This is a genomic window from Undibacterium sp. Jales W-56, assembly GCF_025548535.1.
Lineage (GTDB): Bacteria > Pseudomonadota > Gammaproteobacteria > Burkholderiales > Burkholderiaceae_D > Undibacterium.
This window is the reverse complement of sequence record NZ_JAJLQW010000004.1, coordinates 404,701-425,980: the sequence shown is the minus strand read 5'-3', so window position 1 is coordinate 425,980 and position 21,280 is coordinate 404,701. Positions and strand designations below refer to the sequence as shown.

17 protein-coding genes are annotated in these 21,280 nt (G+C 52.3%); 14 read left to right on the top strand and 3 right to left on the bottom strand.

Annotated features, from left to right (window positions below; genetic code table 11):
- Positions 1-125 precede the first annotated feature (125 nt).
- On the bottom strand, positions 126-665 hold the full coding sequence (locus LPB67_RS13640) for an acyloxyacyl hydrolase (protein WP_262837807.1): 540 nt from the start codon (positions 663-665) through the stop codon (positions 126-128).
- A 131-nt stretch (positions 666-796) separates the two neighbouring features.
- Here LPB67_RS13640 and LPB67_RS13635 point away from each other — a divergent pair, with 131 nt between their 5' ends.
- The 3 genes from LPB67_RS13635 to LPB67_RS13625 all read left to right on the top strand — a co-directional run bounded on the left by LPB67_RS13635 (position 797) and on the right by LPB67_RS13625 (position 6,005).
- Complete coding sequence (locus tag LPB67_RS13635) at positions 797-1,711, top strand: NAD(P)-dependent oxidoreductase (protein ID WP_262837806.1); 915 nt, start codon at positions 797-799, stop codon at positions 1,709-1,711.
- Positions 1,712-1,938: 227 nt separating this feature from the next.
- The gene (locus LPB67_RS13630) at positions 1,939-4,017 is read left to right on the top strand and encodes a molybdopterin-dependent oxidoreductase (protein WP_262837805.1); all 2,079 of its coding nucleotides are present in this window, start codon (positions 1,939-1,941) and stop codon (positions 4,015-4,017) included.
- A 305-nt stretch (positions 4,018-4,322) separates the two neighbouring features.
- Entirely contained in the window at positions 4,323-6,005 is a 1,683-nt protein-coding gene (locus LPB67_RS13625; protein ID WP_262837804.1) for a long-chain fatty acid--CoA ligase, read from the top strand.
- Between the two features lie 172 nt (positions 6,006-6,177).
- Here the strand turns inward: LPB67_RS13625 and LPB67_RS13620 are convergent, their stop codons facing one another.
- Both LPB67_RS13620 and LPB67_RS13615 read right to left on the bottom strand, forming a co-directional pair.
- Entirely contained in the window at positions 6,178-7,767 is a 1,590-nt protein-coding gene (locus tag LPB67_RS13620; RefSeq protein WP_262837803.1) for an alkaline phosphatase D family protein, read from the bottom strand.
- A 56-nt stretch (positions 7,768-7,823) separates the two neighbouring features.
- Positions 7,824-8,231, bottom strand: a complete 408-nt coding sequence (locus LPB67_RS13615; RefSeq protein WP_262837802.1) for an acyl-CoA thioesterase — start codon at positions 8,229-8,231, stop codon at positions 7,824-7,826.
- 83 nt (positions 8,232-8,314) lie between these two features.
- Here LPB67_RS13615 and LPB67_RS13610 point away from each other — a divergent pair, with 83 nt between their 5' ends.
- The 11 genes from LPB67_RS13610 to LPB67_RS13560 all read left to right on the top strand — a co-directional run bounded on the left by LPB67_RS13610 (position 8,315) and on the right by LPB67_RS13560 (position 21,158).
- The gene (locus LPB67_RS13610) at positions 8,315-10,180 is read left to right on the top strand and encodes an ABCB family ABC transporter ATP-binding protein/permease (RefSeq protein WP_262837801.1); all 1,866 of its coding nucleotides are present in this window, start codon (positions 8,315-8,317) and stop codon (positions 10,178-10,180) included.
- 236 nt (positions 10,181-10,416) lie between these two features.
- On the top strand, positions 10,417-11,541 hold the full coding sequence (locus LPB67_RS13605; RefSeq protein WP_262837800.1) for a branched-chain amino acid ABC transporter substrate-binding protein: 1,125 nt from the start codon (positions 10,417-10,419) through the stop codon (positions 11,539-11,541).
- A 92-nt stretch (positions 11,542-11,633) separates the two neighbouring features.
- Complete coding sequence (locus tag LPB67_RS13600; protein WP_262837799.1) at positions 11,634-12,611, top strand: LysR family transcriptional regulator; 978 nt, start codon at positions 11,634-11,636, stop codon at positions 12,609-12,611.
- Positions 12,612-12,944: 333 nt separating this feature from the next.
- Positions 12,945-14,231, top strand: coding sequence for a Glu/Leu/Phe/Val family dehydrogenase (locus LPB67_RS13595; protein ID WP_262837798.1), 1,287 nt, complete (start codon positions 12,945-12,947; stop codon positions 14,229-14,231).
- A 350-nt stretch (positions 14,232-14,581) separates the two neighbouring features.
- A complete protein-coding gene (locus tag LPB67_RS13590) occupies positions 14,582-15,478 on the top strand; it encodes an amino acid ABC transporter substrate-binding protein (protein ID WP_262837797.1) in 897 nt (298 codons plus the stop codon).
- A gap of 168 nt (positions 15,479-15,646) precedes the next feature.
- On the top strand, positions 15,647-16,594 hold the full coding sequence (locus tag LPB67_RS13585) for an amino acid ABC transporter substrate-binding protein (protein WP_262837796.1): 948 nt from the start codon (positions 15,647-15,649) through the stop codon (positions 16,592-16,594).
- A 123-nt stretch (positions 16,595-16,717) separates the two neighbouring features.
- Positions 16,718-17,470 (top strand): amino acid ABC transporter permease, encoded by a 753-nt coding sequence (locus LPB67_RS13580; RefSeq protein WP_262837795.1) that lies wholly within the window; start codon positions 16,718-16,720, stop codon positions 17,468-17,470.
- A gap of 2 nt (positions 17,471-17,472) precedes the next feature.
- Positions 17,473-18,165, top strand: a complete 693-nt coding sequence (locus LPB67_RS13575) for an amino acid ABC transporter permease (protein WP_262837794.1) — start codon at positions 17,473-17,475, stop codon at positions 18,163-18,165.
- An 88-nt stretch (positions 18,166-18,253) separates the two neighbouring features.
- Positions 18,254-18,979: an amino acid ABC transporter ATP-binding protein gene (locus LPB67_RS13570; RefSeq protein ID WP_262837793.1), complete on the top strand. Its 726-nt coding sequence runs from the start codon at positions 18,254-18,256 to the stop codon at positions 18,977-18,979.
- A 212-nt stretch (positions 18,980-19,191) separates the two neighbouring features.
- A complete protein-coding gene (pyrC, locus tag LPB67_RS13565) occupies positions 19,192-20,304 on the top strand; it encodes a dihydroorotase (protein WP_262837792.1) in 1,113 nt (370 codons plus the stop codon).
- 41 nt (positions 20,305-20,345) lie between these two features.
- Complete coding sequence (locus LPB67_RS13560) at positions 20,346-21,158, top strand: DUF3025 domain-containing protein (RefSeq protein ID WP_262837791.1); 813 nt, start codon at positions 20,346-20,348, stop codon at positions 21,156-21,158.
- Positions 21,159-21,280 lie beyond the last annotated feature (122 nt).

Here is a 21,280-nt window from a genome sequence, read left to right as displayed (position 1 = left end):
CAGAACGGCAATCTCCGGACTTCTGTACTGTCCATCCAGCACGTAAAAAAAGGAGCCGCAGCCCCTTTCTTTTTTGCCTTCTTCTTCCTGTTTGATTCTCGTTCGCTCAGCGCTCACCGACCGGGCTAAAACGCATACCCCGCCTTCACGACCGCGTAATTCACGCCAGGATTCGGATGCTTCACACCGCCGTTTGAATAGTGCTGGATCTTCAGCGCGATATCCCAACCGTTAGACAGCACATAACCCGCTCCTATGTGATCGCCAAACTGGAAATTCGTCGAAAACTTGCGACCATTGTTATCGTAGATATCCGATAGCATATGCAAGCCAATACCAGCTTCCGCATACGCGCCTTTTTTACTATCGTTTTGTAGCCTGAATACCGGTGTGATGCCTGCATCGACAATATTCTGTTTCGCACCGATTCCCTGATAATTATTTCCCTGCCAGCTGGCCAGCGTGGCATCCCAATAGCCGCCTATGTGGGTACCATTCGATTTATACCATTGCTGATCCCAATTCCACTGTGCCCCGACACGCAGCATCTTTGTCTTATTGCCGGTGGCAAATTCCAATGAAGCTGAATCTACCGCATGTGCTAATGATTGCGTGAACACTAATGCTAGTCCACACAACAAGGATTTTTTAAGGGAAAATTTCATAAAGCGGAGTCCTGAAAGAGGGTAAAAGAAGAATTCGTAAGATATTGTATCAAGTAGTTAAGAATCATATTGCCGAATATCAAAACATACCAACAACTTGCAGACACATTCAATTAAAAAAGATAAATGACATGAATAAACCACGCATCGCTTTTCTTGGAATCGGCTTGATGGGCTTGCCGATGGCAGCACGTTTACTCAACTCGGGATATGCATTGACCGTATGGAACCGTACCACCGCCAAATGCGAACCTTTGAAAAAATTAGGCGCAGAAATCGCTGCCACACCGTCGGGCGCTATTGCAGGACCCGATGGCAGCGCCGATCTGATTATCAGCATGCTGGAAGCAGGGAATATTGTTGGAGAGATGATTCAGCAAACCTTCGTATCCTTGCGGGCGGGCCAGACCTGGATAGACATGAGTTCGACTCAGCAAAAAGAGGCGCAGGAATTTAATATCATATTAGGAAATAAAGGAGTCCGCTTTGTTGATGCGCCGGTATCGGGCGGCGTGATTGGGGCGGAGGCGGGCACCCTGGCTATTATGGCCGGCGCCAATTCCGCCGACTTTATCAAAATCAAGCCCGTGCTTGATGTATTGGGAAAGCCGACGCTAGTTGGCTTGCCCGGATCCGGACAATTAGCCAAACTATGCAATCAATTGATCGTTGGCGGCACGATCAATATCGTGGCGGAAGCCTTATTGCTGGCGCAGGCCGGCGGTGCTGACCCGGTTGCGGTGCGACAGGCTTTGCGTGGCGGCTTTGCAGAAAGTCGTATTTTGGAGGTGCATGGCCAGCGCATGTTAGACAGAAATTTTTTACCCGGCGGTCAAGTAAAAAGTCAGTCCAAAGATATGCAAAATATCCTGCAAGCCGCTCACAGTAATGGTTTGCAGTTGCCTGTCACGGAGATGATTGCCGCGATTTATCAACAGCTCCTTATCTGCCAGCCCACCGCAGACCATTCAGCCGCATTATTAGCATTGGAGCAGAAGAATCCCGGTAAGCGCCTGGGAGATCAGCCAGATATTCTGCCATCTTAAAGTCACGCAGATCGGAACGGTGAGCGCTCATCAGCAATGCTTATCGTTCAGCGATATAGTATGCCTCAGCTAGAAATACGTATCACAATAGCTGCGCATTTTGTTTTGCTTCACAACCGCCATCCGCGAAAATACGAATCATCTCATGACAGCCATGTCAATCTTAAGCGGCTCTTAAGCAAAGCCACATAAACCACATATTTAGCGTTAAAAATTTAGGAAATAGCATGACCACAACAATAGTCCGCGCCGTCTGTCCCCATGATTGTCCAGATACTTGTGCCCTGCACGTGACTGTGCAAGATGGGATTGCCACAGAAGTCCGTGGCGACCCCGATCATCCGACGACGGCGGGCGTTTTGTGCACTAAAGTGTCACGCTATACCGAGCGCACCTATCACAAGGATCGCGTGCTGCATCCTCTAAAACGCGTAGGTAAAAAAGGTGAGGGTAAGTTCGAGCAAATTAGCTGGGACGAAGCCCTGACCACGATTGCCGCGAAATTAAAACAGATCGCTGCCAAGAATCCATTGGCGATACTGCCGTACAGCTATGCCGGCACCATGGGACTGGTGCAGGGCGATAGTATGTCGCAGCGGTTTTTCCACAAAATCGGCGCGTCTTTTCTGGACCGGACGATTTGTGCAACCGCTGGCGGTACCGGCTATAAATACACACTGGGCGCGCGTATCGGCACCGATGTTGAGCAAACCCAGAATGCCAGATTAATCTTGATCTGGGGCGGCAATCCTATCGCCTCGAATCTGCATTTTTGGATGCGTGTACAGGAGGCAAAACGCAACGGTGCCAGGATTATCGCGATAGACCCGTATCGTTCTCTGACGGCGGAAAAATGTCACCAGCATATCGCCTTATTGCCAGGCACCGATGCGGCACTGGCGCTCGGTATGATGCATATTCTGATCAAAGAAGATTTAATCGATCATGACTATATTGCGTCGTATACGCTGGGCTTTGAGCAACTCAGGCAACGCGTAGCCGAATGGACCCCAGAGCGCGTCGCAGACACCTGCGGCATCAGTGCGGCAGAAGTCATCGGCCTGGCGCGCAGCTATGGCGAGTGTGCTCAACGTGGCGAAGCCAGCATGATACGCATGAACTACGGCATGCAGAGGGTGCGCGGCGGCGGCATGGCGGTACGCAATATCGCTTGCCTGCCCGCACTGGTCGGCGCATGGCGTCACGCTGCCGGCGGCGTGCAACTGTCCTTGTCCGATGCCTTCCCCAAAAATATGGCGGGCTTACAGCGGCCCGACCTCTTCCCGCCATCGCTGACGCCGCGCACCATCAACATGAGCACTATCGGTGACGATTTGTTGCGTGAGAGTTCCGCCAGTTTTGGTCCGCGAATTGAAGCGCTGATTGTCTACAACTCGAACCCGGTGGCGGTGGCGCCGGAATCGGACGCGGTGCTGCGCGGCTTCGCCCGCGAGGATTTATTCACCGTGGTGCTGGAACATTTTCAAACCGATACGGCAGATTATGCCGACATCGTTTTACCGGCAACGACCCAGCTTGAGCATATCGATGCCCACAGCGCTTACGGTCATTTATATATGATGGCAAATAACCCGGCGATTGCGCCCTTGGGCGAGTCCAAGCCGAATACGGAAATCTTCCGGCTCCTGGCAAAAAAAGTCGGTTTCGACGATGCTTGTTTTAGCGAGAGCGATGATGAGCTGGCAGCGCAAGCGTTCCAGCAAACCGATGTGCGTGCGATTCATTTTGACTGGGCCTCGCTGAAGAAAACCGGCTGGGCAAAATTACGCGTGCCGGACGCACCGTTCGCGCAAGGCGGTTTCGCCACCCCGTCCGGCAAATGCGAATTCTATAGCCAGCAAATGCTACAAGATGGCTATGATCCCTTGCCAAGCTATATCCCGCCCTACGAGTCGGCGGCGAGTAATCCGGCACTCGCCAGCAAATATCCGCTGGCAATGATCTCGCCGCCGGCCCGTAATTTCCTGAATTCGAGTTTCGTCAATGTACAAAGTTTACGCGATACCGAAGGGGAGCCGCATCTAGACATCCATCCTGAAGACGCACAGCAACGCGGCATCAGCTCCGGCGACCGCGTCAGGATTTTTAATGATCGCGGCTCTTTTGTTGCACTTGCGAGAGTCACCGACAAAGCCAGAAAAGGTCTGGTGGTGGGCTTATCCATCTGGTGGAAAAAATTTGCCTCCGATCGTAAAAATGCGAATGAAGTTACCAGCCAGCGACTTACCGATATGGGCGGCGGTCCTACGTTTTATGATGTGCTGGTTCAGGTGGAAAAAACCTGAGCAGGGTTTTCAGGCCGCCTGCCGATGGATTGCCGTTACCAGATGCGCTTAAAAACATCGTGAATTTGCGCAATGCGCTGCATGAATCAACGAGCATTTTATTGTGCGTTGCAGCAAATTAGTAGAGGATGCTTTCAAGTTGACCGCAAAAGGCTTGCCTTGGTTTCGCATTGCCGCTAGCATCGACTACCGACGCAGTATGTATAGGCAAGCAGACCAGTTTGTCAGCCCGCAGTGTGCCGCGCATCAATGACAGCACTGACGCTGAATAAATTAAAACAACACTCAGAGACAAGGAAAACCGTATGGACAAGTTTTGGCTGAAATCATACCCGCAGGGCGTTCCGGCAGAAATCGATTTCTCTCAATATCAATCGTTAGTGCAAGTGCTGGAAGAGTCGTTTCAAAAATACTCGGCACGTAATGCCTACGCCTGTATGGATAAATTTCTGACCTATGGCGAGCTGGATACGCTGTCTAAAAAAGTCGGCGCATGGCTGCAGAACAAGGGGCTCAAAAAAGGTGCTCGCGTTGCCATCATGATGCCAAACATCCTGCAATATCCGGTCGTGATGGCAGCCGTGCTGCGCGCAGGTTATACCGTCGTCAATGTCAATCCGCTATACACGCCACGCGAATTAGAACACCAGTTAAAAGACTCCGGCGCTGAAGCTATTTTCATTCTGGAAAATTTCGCCGTTACGCTGGAGCAGGTATTGAGCAACACCCCGATCAAACATATCGTGGTCGCCACCATGGGCGATATGCTGGGCGGCGTGAAGGGCGCGATCGTCAATTTTGTCGTGCGCAATGTCAAAAAAATGGTGCCGGCTTTTTCTCTGCCAGGGGCAATACGGTTTAAGCAAATGCTGGCTGAATCGAGTCGCATGACGTTTCAACCGGTTAGTCTGGGTCATGACGATATCGCTTTCCTGCAATATACCGGCGGCACCACCGGCGTCTCTAAAGGCGCCACGCTGTCGCATCGCAATGTCATCGCTAATATTTTGCAAAACGATGCCTGGTTGATGTCTGGCATGGAAAATCAGAGTGCCTCTGAACAGAAGATTATCGTTTGCGCTTTGCCGCTTTATCATATCTTTGCCCTGACGGTGTGCAGCCTGCTCGGTACCCGTATCGGTGCGATGAACTTGTTGATTCCCAATCCGCGCGACATTCCGGGATTTATCAAGGAATTGGCGAAATACAAGGTGAATATTTTCCCGGCGGTGAATACTCTGTACAACGGCCTGTTGAACAATCCCGATTTTGCCAAACTCGATTTTTCCGGCTATGAGATTTGCAGCGGCGGCGGTATGGCTGTGCAAAAAGCGGTTGCCGATAAATGGTTGAAGACCACCGGTTGCGCCATTGCCGAAGGTTATGGCTTGTCTGAAACTTCGCCGGTTGCCACCGCCAATCCAGCGAGAACCAAAGAATTCTCCGGCACGATAGGCCTGCCGATTCCTTCCACCGAAATCGCGATTCTGGACGACGATGGCAATGCGGTGCCATTGGGGACGCCGGGTGAAATCGCGATCCGCGGCCCGCAAGTCATGGTCGGTTACTGGAACCGTCCAGATGAAACCGCCAAGGTCATGACTGCGGATGGTTTCTTCAAGTCAGGCGACGTCGGGATCATGGATGCGCGCGGTTACACCACGATTGTCGATCGTAAAAAAGACATGATCCTGGTCTCTGGCTTCAATGTCTATCCGAATGAAATTGAAGGCGTGGTTGCCTTGCATCCCGGCGTGCTGGAGTGTGCGTGTGTCGGTGTGCCGGATGCGAATTCAGGCGAGGCCGTGAAATTATTTGTGGTGCGCAAAGATCCGTCGCTGACCGTGGAGCAGCTCATGGATTACTGCAAAGAGCAATTTACCGCCTACAAAAAACCGAAGTTCATCGAGTTCCGCCTGGAACTGCCGAAGACCAACGTCGGCAAAATTTTGCGGCGTGAATTAAGGGATGAGAAAAAAGCCGCCTGAGATTGCATCCGATTACGGTAAATTCGGATACTCCCCATATTTCTATAAAAATCAGGCTTAATCCGCATATACTGATTTCGCATTAAAAATATACTGAAGTGGAGTATATGAAAAAGGAAGGCGAACTGCCTTCCTTTTTTATGCCAGATCGAGATGTGCAATCACAAATCGGCTAAGCTGCCACCACACCGGTTTTACCATCTTCGACTACAAAGCCAGCCAATGTCGAGATACCGGAATCGGCACGCGATACATCGTCCAGCGCCATAAAGCGCGTGCTCATTTGTTTGGGCGTGATGTCCATCAACATGAATCCGCGTTTGTCGCTGCATCCAAATTTGATATGCGGATTTTGTGCCACGTATTGATCGGTGCGTTCTTGCGGGCGCGAACTCGAAGTGATCGAGGTGCCGCAAAATTCCGTCGCCAGAACAGGGTTGCTGGCCGATGCTTTGCTGTAAAAATCGCGCTTGATATTCGCCGCATAAAAAGTATGCACATCACCCGAGATAATCACGGGATTCGCCGGCTTGTGTTTTTGCAGATCGTCCAATAAACGCTGACGCGCAATCGGGTAGCCATCCCAGCCGTCGGTCCAGAATTTGCCATCGCCTTCTTTGATTATGGGCGTCTGGCTCGATTGCGCGAACAAGGTTTGCTGGGTCAGCACATTCCATTTCGCGCTGGATGCGGCAAAACCCTGTGCCAGCCATTTCTCTTGTTCGGCTCCGAGCAAAGTCCGGGTCGGATCAAGCAATTCACGGCATTCGGCATTCGTCACCGAATTTGAGCCGCCCTGTCCCGGCTTTGGACAGGCATGATGCGAGCGATATTGACGGTCGTCGAGTACATGAAAACGCGCCAGTCTGCCCCAGTCATAGCGCTCATAAATCCGCATATGAGCAAAGCGGCCGGCCTCACTCATCAGCGCTGCCAGATTCGGTAAGCGTACCGGCATATGCTCATAAAATGCCTGATAGGCGGCAGCCCGTCTTTGCAAAAAATCGACAGATAAGCGCTCGTCCCGGTCATTACCGTAATCGTTGCAGACTTCATGATCGTCCCAGGTCACGATCCAGGGCGCGACATGGTGCGCCGCTTGTAGGTGCGGATCGGTTTTGTACTGCGCGTAGCGATTGCGGTAACCCGCCAGATTGACACTTTCCACATCGCGGCGGCGCGGCTTGGCTGGATGCGCTAAATCGTAAGGACCCCATTCATAAATATAATCGCCGAGAAAAGCTACGAGATCGGGATACGCCGCCGCGATATGCCGGTGCCCCGCATATTCACCGAACTCCCAATGCTGGCAAGATGCCACCGCCAGGCGCAAGCTGGACGGCAGCGCATCTGCCGCAGGGGCGGTGCGGGTGCGGCCTACAGGGCTGACCGCCTCGCCCAGCATAAAGCGATACCAGTAATTGCGTTCCGACTGCAAGCCGGTGATATCCACATGCACGCTGTGCGCCAGTTCCGGTAAGGCGGTGTGCTCGCCTCTGCCGATAATATGATGAAAGGTTTCATCCTCCGAAATTTCCCATCGCACCTTGTAGGGCACGGCGGGTAGTGCCAAGGCATTTAGTGGCTCCGGCAACAGACGGGTCCAGATTACCACGCTGTCATGCCGCGGAGAGCCGGAGGCAACGCCCAGCGTGAACGGATAAACCGATGATTTATCCGCGGCAAAACTGGGGAGCTGATATGCCGAAGCGGCAAGTAGTGAGAGACGTAAAGAGTGCTGTAAGAACTGCCGTCGATGCATAGGATTCAGTGCAGCAAGCACCAGATGAAATTATTCGGAATGCTTTTAGATCGATTTTAAATTGATTCCAGCGGCGGAATCGGGCGGGGTTTTCTGTCCTCGCCGGTCGCCACATAGGTCAGCGTCGCTTCGGTGACTTTGACCGTACTCGCTTGCAGGCGATTGCGTTCTGCATAGACTTCGACCGACACGGTGATCGAGGTATTGCCGACCTTGGTCACTTCGGCGTAAAACGAGAGTAAATCGCCAACAAATACCGGCTGTTTAAACAGGAAGGAATTCACCGCAATCGTTGCGACGCGGCCATTGGCGCGGCGGGCGGCCGGGATGGCGCCGGCGATATCGACCTGCGCCATGATCCAGCCGCCAAAAACGTCGCCGTGGACATTGGCGTCGGCAGGCATGGGCATCACGCGCAATTGCGGCATGCCGGCCGGTAGCGTGGTTTTGGTCGGTTCAGACATGGTATTTCCTTTCAAAGATACAATTCGCTTAGATCGTTTGAGCAAATCATAAACCATATCCACTCTTTACTTTAGGCAATTCTATGCGCCGCAACTCATCAACCGATGCCTCCGCGTCTGTGCCTGCCACCGTAACGACGACGCCATCGTCCCGCGGCGATTGGTCTACTGTTAAAACTTTATTACCGTATTTGTGGGCATATAAATGGCGGGTCTCGCTGGCACTTTTGTTCCTGGTCGGCGCCAAACTCGCCAATGTTGGCGTGCCTTTGGTACTCAAACAATTGATCGACAGTATGTCGATCAGCCCTCAGCATCCTGCCGCGCTGATGGTATTGCCGATCGGGATTTTGATTGGCTACGGTGCTTTGCGGCTATCGACTACCTTGTTTACGGAGTTGCGTGAATTTGTCTTTGCCAAGGTCACGCAGCGTGCGGTCAGGACCATCGCGCTGAAAGTATTCCGGCATTTGCATGCCTTGTCATTACGCTTTCACCTGAATCGTCAGACCGGCGGTATGACGCGTGACATCGAGCGCGGTACACGGGGTATCTCGTCGCTGGTGTCGTATGCCCTGTTCAGTATTTTCCCGACCCTGCTCGAGATTACGCTGGTCCTGATTTATCTCTCGACCCACTACGATATCTGGTTCTCGGTGATCACGATGGTGGCGCTGGCGACCTATATTACGTTCACGATTGCGGTGACGGAATGGCGCACTCATTTTCGCCGCACCATGAATGAGCTGGATTCTAAAGCGAGTACCAAGGCCATCGATTCCTTATTGAATTACGAGACCGTGAAATATTTCGGCAACGAAGAATACGAGGCGCGGCGCTACGACGAAGGCTTGCAAAGATTTGAGCATGCCGCAGTCAAATCGCAATCGAGCTTGTCTCTGTTGAATACCGGGCAATCGCTGATCATTGCCACTGCGGTGACGCTGATTTTATGGCGCGCCACGCAAGGTGTGATCGATGGAGTAATGAGTCTGGGCGACTTGGTGCTGGTGAATACCTTCATGATTCAACTGTATATTCCGCTGAATTTTCTTGGCGTCTTGTATCGCGAAATCAAACAGAGCCTGGCCGATATGGAGAAGCTGTTTTCCTTGCTGGATCAGCATAAGGAGATTGCCGATCCGGACCATGCGGTTCCCTTGCATGTGGATCATACCAAGGGTGGCGCGATACGCTTTTCCCATGTCGATTTCAGTTATGAGAGCAAGCGGCAGATTTTATTCGATATCGATTTTTCGATTCCCGCTGGCACCACCACCGCGGTGGTCGGTCATAGCGGCTCGGGAAAATCGACCTTGTCGCGTCTGTTATTCCGCTTCTACGATATCCAGAACGGCGCCATCCTGATTGACGGGCAGGATATCCGCAGCATTACCCAGCACTCCTTGCGCAGCGCGATCGGCATCGTGCCGCAAGATACGGTCTTGTTCAATGACAGCATTGAATACAACATCGCCTATGGCAAGCCGGGCGCGACCCGGGACGAAGTCATCGCAGTGGCGCGTGCCGCCTATATCCACGATTTTATCGAGAGCCTGCCGGACGGCTATGCGACCCCAGTCGGTGAGCGCGGCTTGAAATTATCCGGCGGCGAAAAACAACGGGTTGCGATTGCCAGAACCCTGTTGAAAAATCCATCGATCCTGATTTTCGATGAAGCGACTTCGGCACTCGATTCCAAGTCCGAGCAAATGATACAGGCGCAAATCAAGGAGATCGCCAAAACCCGCACCAGCCTGGTCATCGCACATCGGCTGTCGACCATCGTCGATGCGGGACAGATCCTGGTGATGGATAAAGGACGCATTATCGAGCGCGGCACCCATCAGCAACTGTTGGCGCAAGACGGCGCGTATGCGCAGATGTGGGAGCGACAGCAGAATCGTAGCGAAGAAACCGCCGAAGAAGTTGTTGGCGTGGATGATTGATTTGCAGACGGATCGAAAAAGCGGACCTATTTGATAAACCAGCTTATTCACCGTGCTCAGTTTGAGGCACAAAGATTGCTTTAGGGTATTCAAGATATTTTTAGTTCTGGTAGCTTCGGTGCAAAGTGCTTAAAATGCTGAAAATTTCAAAATTTTATTCGTTCCATCCGGCTCTACCATCAAGAAGAATCAAGAAGAATTTTTTCTAAAATCCGCCTCTCTACCCAGGAGCAACGATGAAAGTCTCGTCACAAAAACTAATTAGCCTCGCTGTAGTTTTGTTGCTCAGCGCCTGTAGTCGTCAGGTCGAAGTCAAAATCGGAGTGGTCGCGCCGATGACCGGCAACCTTGCTCATAATGGCAAAAGCATTGCCAACGGTGCGCAAATCGCCGTCGATGAATTGAATGAAGACGGCATGTATATCCAGGGCAAGCGCGCTCATTTTTCCTTGATAGTAGAGGATGACAAAGCCAATCCGGAAGACGGTAAGGCCGCCGCCCAACGTCTGGTGGATGCCGGGGTGGCAGCGGTGTACGGACATTTCAATTCCGGCGTGACGATTCCTGCAGCGCCTATCTATGCCAAAGCAGGCATTCCGCAGATGTCGGCATCAACCAATCCCAAATACACCCGTATGGGAATAGCCAGCGCGTTCCGTATTGGTGCGGATGATATCGAGCAGGGCACAACATTGGGGCGTATTGCGGTCGATAAGCTCAAAGCCAAAACGGTGTTTGTGATCGATGATGCCTCGTTGTTCGGCGTCGGCCTGGCGGCCGAAGTATTGAAAGTCCTGGAGTCGAAAAAAATCACACCCGGCAAAGAATCGGTAAATCCGCTGACGGTCGATTATCCGCAACTCGTGAAGAAAATCGGCGAGAGTAAATCCGATGTCGTCATCTACGGCGGCGATGAGCCGGTAGGCCTGGGATTGCTGAAGGCGATGCGGGCTGCCGGTATTGCCGCCAAATTTGTGACCGGCGATTCCATGTGCGATGCGGCGATCATCAAGGCGGCGGCAGGCAATGCCGATCATGGCTATTTTTGTACCGTCGCCGGTGTGCCGCCTTCATGGCTGTCGGGCGGTGCCGCCTTCATGCAAAAATACCGCGCCAAATTCGGCGAGCCCGGCGCGATGTCGCCGATCTCTTACGACGGCATACATGTATATGCGCAGGCGATGCAGAGAGCCGGTTCCATCGATCCTAAGGTGTTTGTGCCCGAGATGAAAAAGACGTCATTCGATGGCAAGATCCAGGGCACGATAGAGTTCGATGCCAAAGGCGATCTGAAGGATGGGACGGTCGTGATCTATGAATCCGTCGGCGGCAGTCTGACCGAGCAAACGAATATTTTCTAGGTGTCGGCAGTGCCGACATAATCAGCGTCACACTGTGTGGGTATCTCGCACAAGTTGGCGCTTTTTTTTCGCGCTGCGATTATCATGGCGGGATGGAAACCAAATGGCTGGAAGACTTCGTCTCTTTAGCTGAAACCAATAGTTTCAGCCGCTCTGCCGAATTGCGTCACGTCACGCAACCGGCATTCTCACGCCGCATACAATCGCTGGAAGCCTGGCTCGGTAGCGACCTGATAGACCGTACTTCGTATCCGACCCGGTTGACGCATGCGGGCGAAGTGTTTTACGAGCAGGCGATTGCGATGCTGGGCCAGATCAACAACGCCCGCGCGCTGTTACGCGGTAAGCGCACCACTACCCAGACCACGGTCGATTTCGCGGTACCCCACACTCTGTCGCTGACCTATGTGCCGAAATGGCTGACGGAGCTGGAATCGGCCTTCGGCGAGATTAATAGCCGCTTGCTGGCGTTGAATGTGCACGATGCCGTGATGAGTCTGGTCGAAGGCGGTTGCGATCTGCTGCTGTGCTACCACCACCCGCGCCAACCCTTGCTCTTGGATGCCAGCCAGTACGACATGATCAGCATGGGGACCGAAGCTTTGCGGGCTTATACGCGCTGCGATAAGTCCGGCAAACCCGAGTTGCTGTTACCCGGCACTGAGAGGGCGCCCCTGCCGTTTTTAGCCTATGCCAATAATGCCTATCTGGGACGCATGGTCGATCTGATTCTGAACGATGCCCGGATCCCTTTGCATCTCGAAAAATGCTATGAAACCGATATGGCGGAGGGCTTGAAAATGATGGCGCTGGAAGGCCGCGGCATCGCTTTTTTACCGGAATCGGCGGTGACGCGTGAGTTGAAACAAAAGCAGCTGGCGCGCGCCGACGGGCATTCCAGCGCATGGGAAGTCGAGATGGAAATCCGCCTGTATCGCGAACGGCCATCAGTACAGCGGCCCGGCAAAGCGATCGTCTCCCGCTTATGGGATTATCTGGCGCAGCTGCATGCGCCGCATGCCAATACTACGGTCAAGAGCGCCAAGAAAGAACGCCGCAAACCCGCTTGAGTGCTCGTCCCAATGCAGCCCGTTGCCTGTCTGTTGTGCAGAAGCTCCTGTAAATTCGACTTGATTTGTCCTAAGCTGCTGTTCAGTGCAACTGATTTTCTCTCATTTTTTTACTGGTACCGATTTCAGATTCGGGCCTGCGCCCGCAAATCTGCACAACATTTTTCTGCGAAATTGTCATAAAATCAGGACAAGATAAATCTATGCATTTGTTGCATACATACATGCAAACAAAGCATTGGCGATAAAATGGCCTGTTGTCCTACTATGCATCACCTCATTGGTCACCAATGGTCGTCAACATAGTTAACTTACACAGGAAGGAGACATATCATGTCCAGCCATCACCAAATACCCTCTTATCTTACCCCGCATGAGACAGGTCCTTGGTCAGTTTATCTAGAGCAAATCGATCGCGTTACGCCTTATCTCGGCCATCTGTCCCGTTGGGTAGAGACGCTGAAACGCCCTAAGCGTATTTTGATTGTTGACGTGCCTATCGAGCGCGATGACGGCAGTATTTCCCACTTTGAAGGCTATCGTGTACAACACAATACGTCACGCGGTCCGGGTAAGGGCGGCGTGCGTTTTCACCAGGATGTGACGCTGTCGGAAGTGATGGCCTTGTCTGCCTGGATGACGATTAAGAACTCGGCAGTCAATGTTCCTTACGGTGGTGCGAAGGGCGGGGTCCGGGTTGATCCAAAGACCTTATCGCGCGGCGAACTGATGCGTATGACGCGTCGTTACACCTCCGAGATCGGCATCATCATTGGCCCGGACAAGGATATTCCTGCACCGGACGTCAATACCAACGAACAAACCATGGCATGGATGATGGATACCTATTCCATGAACGAAGGTCGTACCGCGACCGGCGTGGTGACCGGTAAACCGATTTCGCTGGGCGGCAGTCTGGGGCGGCGCGAAGCGACTGGTCGCGGGGTGTTCGTGGTCGGTTGCGAAGCCGCGGCAAAACGTGGCCTGAATATTGCCGGTTCAAAGGTCGCAGTGCAAGGTTTCGGTAACGTCGGCGGCATTGCAGCGCGTTTGTTCTCTGATGCCGGTGCAAAAATCGTGGCAGTGCAAGATCACGGCGGCACGATTTTCCATTCTAACGGTCTGGATGCGCACAAATTGCTGGAGCATGTGGAAATCAATGGCAGTGTTGCCGGTTTTGCCGGTGCAGAAGCCGTGATTCCGAGCGAAGAATTCTGGTCGGTCGATTGCGATATCCTGATTCCGGCCGCCCTGGAGCAGCAAATCACGGAAAAGAATGCGCACAAGATTCGCGCCAAGATTATTCTCGAGGGTGCGAATGGTCCGACCACGCCGGAAGCCGATGATATTTTGAGCGACAAGGGTGTTCTGGTGGTGCCAGACGTGATTGCGAATGCCGGTGGTGTGACAGTGTCGTATTTTGAATGGGTGCAGGATTTCTCCAGTTATTTCTGGAGTGAAGACGAAATCAATCAGCGCCTGACCCGCATCATGAAGGAGGCGTTTAATTCAGTCTGGCATGTGACAGAAGATAAAAAAGTGTCTTTGCGCACGGCAGCCTTCATCATCGGTTGCTCACGCGTCTTGCAGGCACGCGAAGTCCGCGGCCTGTATCCATAATGCCCATAAGACCGGTACGCAGTTGATGGTCTTGTTTTGAACGGATTGTAAGATCCATTGGTAAGATCGTTGGTAAGATAAATTTAAAGCAGGGCTTACTACTTTAGTGTATCTTTCGGTGCCTTGGAGTAACGGTAAGAGAAATACATCCATCGACGCAACAGCATCGATGGATGTATTGTTTTATTTGAAGTGCTGTTTTTTCTTGCCATTAAAAAACAGTCAGCACTGAATTAAAACTAAATAAAATTCTGTGAAAATAACATATTTAAATATAAAAGATCGTGTAAATGTATTTACCATTCTAAAATTTGGGCGCAAGCCATCGTTGTCTCACTTAGGGAATGATCATGAAAGCTAAGTTCTGGATCGTAAAAATAGCTGCATTGAGTGGCTTAGCTTGTTGCGTGTCTGCCGTCCAGGCTGGCGATACCCTGGCGCGGATCAAAGAAACGCAGACCATCACCATCGCACACCGGGAAGCATCCTTCCCTTTTTCGTATTTGTCCGAAAATAAAAAACCGATCGGATATGCGGTAGAAATTTGCCAAAAAATTGTCGAGGCGCTCAAGAAAGAATTAAAGATCCCGCAATTGAACGTGAATTATGTGCTGGTCACGCCTAGCACCCGCATTTCCAGTATTGCCGACGGCAAGGCCGACCTGGAGTGTGGCTCCACCACCAATAATGCCGAACGTCGCAAACAGGTAGCCTTCACGATCCCGCATTTTTTTGCTACCGCAAGAATGCTGGTCAGGACGGATTCCGGCATCAGTAACTGGACCGACCTGAAAGATAAAAAAGTCGTCACCACCAAGGGCACGACCTCAGTCAAACTCTTGAATGACAGGGATAAAATACGCGGCCTGGGATTAAAGCTGGTCGAGGGCAACGATCACAATAACTCCTTCGCGATGGTGGAATCCTTCCAGGCCGATGCTTTTTCTATGGATGACGTACTGCTGTACGGTCTGCGCGCGAATGCCAAAGAGCCGGGCAAGTTTGCGATTGTCGGCGACCCCTTGTCTACCGAGCCTTATGCGATCATGTTGCGCAAGGATGATCCGGCTTTTAAGTCTTTTGTCGATCGTGAAGTTGCCCGCATGATGAGTGATGGCGAAATCAATAAATTGTATACAAAATGGTTCCAGCAACCCGTGCCGCCCAAAGGCGCCAATCTGAATATGCCGATGGGTTTTTTATTGCGTGACACGTTACGCTTCCCATCCGACAAGGTCGCAGACTAGTTAGGCGTCGTTATCAATAAATAACAGCCAATTTATCGATTTTGCCGATTTTTTACGTAGTTATACGTATCGTCCGGGCCAAAAAAAGACAGTGCCATCTGGTCGATTTTGGTAAACTCAGTAGTTGCTTTTTGTCTTAAATCTTTTGACGTAACTTTTGGAGATAGTATGAAATTAACAAATATGTTCGCTTTCCTGATCGCTGCCGGAGTGATTGCCGGTGCAGCACAGGCGCAAGAAACCGGCACACTGAAAAAGATTAAAGAAACTGGCACGATCACACTCGGTGTGCGCGATTCTTCGATTCCATTTTCCTACCTCGACGACAAGCAATCGTATCAGGGTTATTCCATCGACCTGTGCATGAAGATCGTCACTGCGGTGCAAAAACAATTGGGCCTGACCAGCTTGAATGTGAAATTAAACCCGGTAACGTCGGCCACCCGTATCCCGCTGATGGCGAACGGCACCGTGGATCTGGAATGCGGTTCTACCACCAATAATATGGAGCGCCAAAAGCAAGTTTCGTTTGCGCCGACCACGTTTGTGACTGCCAATCGCATGCTGTCCAAAAAATCGTCGAATGTAAAAACCTTGGCCGATCTGAAAGGTAAATCCGTTGTTTCTACCTCGGGCACTTCGAACCTGAAACAATTGACGACACTCAATGCCGATCAAAATCTGGGCATCAATATCCTGCCTGCCAAAGATCATGCAGAAGCCTTCCTGATGGTAGAAACCGGCCGTGCGGTCGCTTTCGTGATGGATGATATTTTGCTTGCTTCGCTCGCTGCCAATTCCAAATCGCCAGCCGATTACGAGATCAGCAAAGAAGCTTTGTCCGTTGAGCCATACGGCATCATGCTGCGTAAGGACGATCCTGCTTTCAAGGCCGCGGTGGATAAGGCGATCTCCAATGTCTTGACCTCCGGCGATATCAACCGCATCTACCACAAATGGTTCTTGCAGCCGATTCCGCCAAAAGGCATCGCGTTGAACTGGCCTATGTCTGAGCAATTTAAAGCAGTCGTCGCCAAGCCTACCGATTCTGGCGAGCCGTCTGCTTATGCAGCAGTACCGGAAGCGCAAAAAGCCGTATTGAAAAAGAAAAAATAAGCAATTAAAAAAAATTGAAATAAGCCAGCGCACAACGGGAGGCACGCCTCCCGTTTTGTTTAAATTGTCAGCAACAGGCTGCGATGCAGGCAATGCGTATGGATGTCGAGTAAAGGGTCGGAGATGAATTACAACTGGAATTGGAATATCTTTTGGGAGACGGCGCCTGATGGCGGCGGCACCTATCTGGATGCGCTGGTTTCTGGCTTGCTGTGGACGTTAGCAACTGCCGGATTAGCGTGGATCATTGCCCTGGTATTGGGCGCGGTGATCGGTACCATCCGTACCGCACCGAATAAATGGGCGGCCCGTCTGGCGAACGGCTATGTCGAATTATTCAGGAACATACCGTTGCTGGTACAAATGTTTTTATGGTATTTCGTAATGCCGGAGCTGGTGCCGGAGAGTATCGGCTCCTGGCTGAAATCTATGCCGAATGCGCCTTTTATCACGGCCGTATTAAGCCTGGGCTTCTTTACCTCGGCGCGGGTTGCGGTGCAGGTGTCGGCAGGGATCAATGCCTTGCCGCGCGGCCAGAAGATGGCGGGTACCGCCTTGGGCTTAACCTTGCCGCAGACCTATCGCTATGTGCTGTTGCCGATGGCGTTCCGCATCATCATTCCGGCGCTGACCAATGAATTGGCGGCGATTATCAAAAACAGTTCGGTCGCCTTGACCATCGGTCTGATGGAATTAACCGCGAGTGCGCGTTCCATGCAGGAATTCTCTTTCCAGGTATTCGAGGCATTTACCGCAGCAACCCTGATCTATCTGATGGTATCGGTGATTGCGATTGTGCTGTCGAATGTGCTTGAGAAAAAGCTCACCGTGCCGGGCTTTATCACCTCAGGTTCTGCGAATGCGGGAGGACATTAATCATGTTTAACAGTTTCGATTTTGATGTCATCCAGCGCTCGTGGGTATACCTGTTCAAGACGGGTATGTCGTTCACTCTGGAGCTGACTTTCCTGGCGATGACAGGCGGCATTATCCTCGGTACTTTGCTGGCAATGATGCGTTTGTCGAGTATCAAGGCGATCAAAGTATTTGCGACCACCTATGTCAATCTGATGCGTTCCATCCCGCTGGTATTGGTGATCTTTTGGTTCTACTTTCTGGTGCCGTATATCGGTGCCTGGATCATCGGTGCCAATGAGCCGGTGCAAGTCGGCGCTTTCTCATCCTGCCTGATTACCTTCGTCATGTTTGAGGCGGCTTACTATTGCGAAATCATGCGCTCCGGCATCCAGTCGATTCCACGCGGACAGATCTGGGCGGGTTATGCGATCGGCATGAATTATTGGCAAACCATGGGCAATATTGTCTTGCCGCAGGCTTTCCGCAATATGATCCCGGTGTTGCTGACCCAAACCATCGTCTTGTTCCAGGACGTGTCGCTGGTGTACGTGTTGTCGATTACCGACTTCGTCGGCGCCGCATCCAAGGTTGCGCAGCGTGACGGACGTCTGGTCGAGATGTATTCGTTCGTCGCTGTCGTGTATTTCATTTTGTGTTTTGCACTGTCTTCATTGGTGAAGAAACTGCAAACCAAATTTGCGATTATCCGATAAAGAGATTGCGGCATAGTCCATCAGCTACTAGTTAACACATTTGAGAAAGGTGCCCGTGATCTGCATTGCGGGTGCGTCGGAGATTAGAATGATTAAATTAAATAATGTCAGCAAATGGTACGGTCAATTCCAGGTATTGACCGATTGCACTACACAGGTATCCAAGGGCGAAGTCGTGGTCGTATGCGGCCCGTCCGGCTCAGGTAAATCGACCTTGATTAAAACAGTCAATGGTCTGGAGCCGTTTCAAAAAGGCGAGATCACCGTCGAGGGCGTATCTGTCGGCGATCCGCAAACCAATTTGTCGAAACTGCGTGCGCGTATCGGCATGGTGTTCCAGAATTTTGAGCTGTTTCCGCATCTGTCGATACGCCAGAATCTGACCATCGGGCAGGTCAAAGTGCTGGGTCGCAGCGAAGACGAAGCCACTGAAAAAGGCTTGAAATATCTCGATCGAGTCGGCCTGCTGGCGCACAAAGATAAGTTTCCCGGCCAGCTGTCCGGCGGTCAGCAGCAACGTGTGGCAATCGCCCGCGCGCTGTCGATGGACCCGATTGCCATGCTGTTCGATGAACCTACCTCGGCACTCGACCCGGAAATGATCAATGAAGTGCTGGACGTCATGGTCGGCCTGGCGCAAGAAGGCATGACCATGATGGTGGTCACGCATGAAATGGGTTTCGCGAAAAAAGTCGCGAACCGTATCGTGTTCATGGATAAAGGTCTGATCGTGGAAGACTGCGCCAAGGAAGAGTTCTTCAACGCCGCACGTTCTGAGCGCGCGCGCGACTTCCTCGCCAAGATCATTCACTAAATTTTGCCTTCGGCCTGGTCAGCAATTGGCGAGGCTGAGGCGAGCAGTTTCATATAGTGAATCAATATACTCCCCCTGTTTTTAGATAAAACATGCCAAATACCGCAGGTTTTATCTGCGGATTAAAAATATACAGGGTTAGAGTATCTATCATCGTATAGATGCTGAGGCAAAAAAGGTAAAATGACGGCTACTTGAAAAAGCGAGCCGCCATGACTTCCCCGATTCCCCAGCCAACCTCCCGCAGTACAGAACAGCGCACTTCACCACGCCCGCAGCAGATCACCATCACTCGTCCCGACGATTGGCATTTGCACTTGCGCGATGGTGCCGCACTCGCCAGCGTATTACCTGACACCGCACGCCAATTCGCACGCGCCATTGTGATGCCGAATCTGAAGCCGCCTGTAACCACGACGGAGCAGGCCGCCGCCTATCGCCAGCGTATTCTTGCAGCACTGCCGGCGGGCATGCAGTTCGAGCCGCTGATGACCTTGTACCTGACCGATAACACGCCATCCGATGAAATCCACCGCGCCAGGGACAGTGGTTTTGTCCATGCGGTCAAGCTGTATCCAGCGGGCGCCACCACCAATTCGGATGCCGGCGTGACCGATCTGACTAAATGCTATAAGACCTTGGAAACGATGCAAGAAGTCGGCATGCCGTTTCTGGTGCATGGCGAAGTGACGAATCCTGAGATTGATTTATTCGATCGCGAGGCCGTCTTCATCGACCGCGTATTGCAACCGCTGCGCCGCGATATGCCTGAGCTGAAAGTCGTGTTCGAGCACATCACCACGACCGAGGCTGCGCACTACGTCGCCAGCGCAGCAGGGCCGATTGCCGCCACGATTACCGCACATCATTTGCTGTACAACCGCAATGAGATTTTTAAAGGCGGGATTCGTCCGCATTACTACTGCCTGCCGGTGCTGAAGCGCGAGACGCACCGCCTGTCTTTGCTGAAGGCGGCCACCTCAGGCAGCCCGCGGTTTTTCCTCGGCACCGATTCTGCACCGCATGCCAAGGGGTTGAAAGAGCATGCCTGCGGTTGCGCCGGTTGCTACACGGCGCTGCACGCGATGGAGCTGTACGCCGAAGCCTTCGATCAGGCCGGCGCGCTGGATAAACTCGAAGCCTTCGCCAGCTTCAACGGCCCTGATTTTTACCAATTGCCACGCAATACCGGCAGCATCAGATTGATGCGCGAAGACTGGACCCTGCCCGCCGAATTGCCGTTCGTCGATACCACCATCGTCCCATTGAATGGCGGCGAAACTATCCACTGGAAAATGCAAGCGGCTGACGCGCCGCAAGCCTGACCGCATTCACATGGTGAACCTTGGTCCGCGCACTTGGGAACATGATACCTGAAGCATCGATACGATTTTATGCCGGCATCGACTGGTCGCACGCCTGGTATGCCGCGGTGCGCCCAGCCGCGCTGGCCTTGCTGGCAGCGCCAGACTGGCGCGCCCATCTGAATCAAAGCGCCCAGGCGCAGTCCTTGCAGAATCAGCATCAGCAAACGATATCCTTTGTCGCGCAAGCATGTTTGCCTGAAGGCGTGGCCTATGAGATCTTCATCAATGAGTCTGGACAGGTACCGACCCGCGAGAATCTGCACGATTTTTTTAATGCGCTGGTCTGGCTGACTTTCCCCAGAATTAAGCGTCAGTTGAACGCCATGCAGGCTGCGCAAATTGCCTTGCACGGCATAGGCAAATCACGCGGCCCGGCGCGCGATGCGGCAACGATTTTTGATGAGAATGCGGCCTTGCTGGTGGTTGAAAATTCGGATCAGGGCGACGCCCTGATCGCGGCATTACGCGCCCATGAGTGGCAACAGGCATTCATCCGGCAACGTGCCTTATTCGGCCAGCGAGCCGAGGTCTGGGTATTCGGTCATGCGCTGATGGAGAAATTGGTCAATCCGTATAAAGCGATCACGGCACATAGTTTCGTCGTGCGTGCCGAGGCCCATTTTTTCGCAGCAGGCGAAGATCAAAAACGCTCGTGGCTGGACCGGGAAGTCGCAATGCGTTTAAACGAAGGCAGTCTAAGCACCGCCGATTACACGCCGCTGCCTGTGTTGGGGATTCCGGGGTGGTGGCAGCATCAGGATGACGAGTTTTATCAGGATACGAAGGTGTTTCGGTCTAAACGCCAGGGTTAAATAAATAGGACTTACGTAAAACGAGGAAAATTGTTTGACGCAGAGCGCGCATTCGTATTGCGCATGCGTTTTTAAATAGGACTGAAAAAGTAGTGACAGCTCCCTCTCCTGCCTGCGGGAGA

Excerpts from the sequence above, each read along its gene's own strand:
- LPB67_RS13640 (WP_262837807.1), bottom strand. The coding sequence starts at position 665 with ATGAAATTTTCCCTTAAAAAATCCTTGTTGTGTGGACTAGCATTAGTG.
- LPB67_RS13635 (WP_262837806.1), top strand. The coding sequence starts at position 797 with ATGAATAAACCACGCATCGCTTTTCTTGGAATCGGCTTGATGGGCTTG.
- LPB67_RS13630 (WP_262837805.1), top strand. The coding sequence starts at position 1,939 with ATGACCACAACAATAGTCCGCGCCGTCTGTCCCCATGATTGTCCAGAT.
- LPB67_RS13625 (WP_262837804.1), top strand. The coding sequence starts at position 4,323 with ATGGACAAGTTTTGGCTGAAATCATACCCGCAGGGCGTTCCGGCAGAA.
- LPB67_RS13620 (WP_262837803.1), bottom strand. The coding sequence starts at position 7,767 with ATGCATCGACGGCAGTTCTTACAGCACTCTTTACGTCTCTCACTACTT.
- LPB67_RS13615 (WP_262837802.1), bottom strand. The coding sequence starts at position 8,231 with ATGTCTGAACCGACCAAAACCACGCTACCGGCCGGCATGCCGCAATTG.
- LPB67_RS13610 (WP_262837801.1), top strand. The coding sequence starts at position 8,315 with ATGCGCCGCAACTCATCAACCGATGCCTCCGCGTCTGTGCCTGCCACC.
- LPB67_RS13605 (WP_262837800.1), top strand. The coding sequence starts at position 10,417 with ATGAAAGTCTCGTCACAAAAACTAATTAGCCTCGCTGTAGTTTTGTTG.
- LPB67_RS13600 (WP_262837799.1), top strand. The coding sequence starts at position 11,634 with ATGGAAACCAAATGGCTGGAAGACTTCGTCTCTTTAGCTGAAACCAAT.
- LPB67_RS13595 (WP_262837798.1), top strand. The coding sequence starts at position 12,945 with ATGTCCAGCCATCACCAAATACCCTCTTATCTTACCCCGCATGAGACA.
- LPB67_RS13590 (WP_262837797.1), top strand. The coding sequence starts at position 14,582 with ATGAAAGCTAAGTTCTGGATCGTAAAAATAGCTGCATTGAGTGGCTTA.
- LPB67_RS13585 (WP_262837796.1), top strand. The coding sequence starts at position 15,647 with ATGAAATTAACAAATATGTTCGCTTTCCTGATCGCTGCCGGAGTGATT.
- LPB67_RS13580 (WP_262837795.1), top strand. The coding sequence starts at position 16,718 with ATGAATTACAACTGGAATTGGAATATCTTTTGGGAGACGGCGCCTGAT.
- LPB67_RS13575 (WP_262837794.1), top strand. The coding sequence starts at position 17,473 with ATGTTTAACAGTTTCGATTTTGATGTCATCCAGCGCTCGTGGGTATAC.
- LPB67_RS13570 (WP_262837793.1), top strand. The coding sequence starts at position 18,254 with ATGATTAAATTAAATAATGTCAGCAAATGGTACGGTCAATTCCAGGTA.
- pyrC (WP_262837792.1), top strand. The coding sequence starts at position 19,192 with ATGACTTCCCCGATTCCCCAGCCAACCTCCCGCAGTACAGAACAGCGC.
- LPB67_RS13560 (WP_262837791.1), top strand. The coding sequence starts at position 20,346 with ATGATACCTGAAGCATCGATACGATTTTATGCCGGCATCGACTGGTCG.